The sequence below is a fragment of the Nostoc sp. UIC 10630 genome (genome assembly GCF_010747425.1).
Taxonomy (GTDB): Bacteria; Cyanobacteriota; Cyanobacteriia; order Cyanobacteriales; family Nostocaceae; genus Nostoc.
In genome coordinates this window covers 1-1,178 of sequence record NZ_JAAGOG010000445.1, presented here as the reverse complement: position 1 = coordinate 1,178, position 1,178 = coordinate 1, and the positions used below count along the sequence as shown (strand labels likewise).

Genomic DNA, 1,178 nt, shown 5'->3' with positions numbered 1-1,178 from the left:
CCCATTCCCCATTCCCCATTCCCCATTCCCATCTTCAAAGATTAACCTCTTGCAAAAGCCAAAAACCAGCAAAAGATTCTGCTTTGGGATCAGACTGTATACCAATAAAATGCACTCCGTTAGCTTTTTGCTTGGCTTCTTCAAAACCTTTAGCTTCTGCCAAGACTTGAGGTTTTTTGATATTTGCCACAATCCAGCTTTCATTAACACCCGTTTCTAAAAGCAATCTCGGCTCTTCACTGGTGTCAAATCTTAAGAAAGCCAACTCCAAACCAGACATCCAGCCAGCCAAGGGCAAGGCTCTCGGTGAGAAAATCAAAATACCAGGAATACGGGCTTCGGGTGAAACTTTCGCCAATTCTAAAGGGAAAGCTTCACCAAAGCCAATTTCCCACTCTGGCATCTCTGCCAAATCCGCAGCATCTAAGGTAACAAATACCCACTGTTGCCCTTCCAAAGCATCTGGTAAACGTTGCGGCAAAGGTTTCTCCAAGCGGACTGAGGGATTAGTCCCCCCTTGATACCCCGGTTCTTGAGGATACACTTCCTTCATCCGCTCTTCTAGCCATTGGTTAAGAACCAAAGTACGGCGACTAGGCTGGGCGGGAATGCCTACATCTTGGCAGGCTTTAGTAATCATGTTGTTCATTTGGCGGCGGAAAAAGCGGATTTTAATTGGTGCTTTTCCCGCTTGGGTAATAGCCTCTTGCAATGCTGTCCGCAACCAGCCCGAGTTTACCTGGGTACTGGGACAATATTGAGCATAACGAAACAAAGAATCTGGTTTTATGCCAATATCCAAGGGGCTTTCGCAGACTAAGACTTCCCAAATTTTTTTCTGATTATCGTCCAAAATCGGACGGGAGTAAAAATCGATTTCCCAAATACTGCCCATGTTTTGCGGTAAAAATCTGGCTGCTATGTTTTCCTGATATGTTGATCATACGAGTGTTGGGGCAGCATGGAGCATTGGGAATTGGGAATGGGGCATTGGGAATTGGGAATTGGGAATTGGGCATGGCACTTGTACTGAGCATTTGTGTAGCGTTTCATGGAGAAGCCATTGGTGCAGCCTCTCGTAGAGAAGTGTTGGACATTAGGCGAATGGCACTAAGAAAAGCTGAAACCTCCTTGCTGGCAGGGTGTGGGAGGTGTGGGAGGACGGGGAAGAAGTCTTA

2 protein-coding genes are annotated in these 1,178 nt (G+C 46.4%); one reads left to right on the top strand and one right to left on the bottom strand.

All coding sequences use genetic code 11. The features are described 5' to 3' along the window. Positions 1–34 precede the first annotated feature (34 nt). Entirely contained in the window at positions 35–895 is an 861-nt protein-coding gene (locus G1O98_RS38285) for a Tab2/Atab2 family RNA-binding protein (RefSeq protein ID WP_163939677.1), read from the bottom strand. Positions 896–933: 38 nt separating this feature from the next. On the opposite strand from G1O98_RS38285, the gene G1O98_RS38280 reads away from it, so the two are divergent. Further along, a partial coding sequence (locus tag G1O98_RS38280) for a hypothetical protein (RefSeq protein ID WP_163939675.1) occupies positions 934–1,178 on the top strand: 245 nt, incomplete at its 3' end.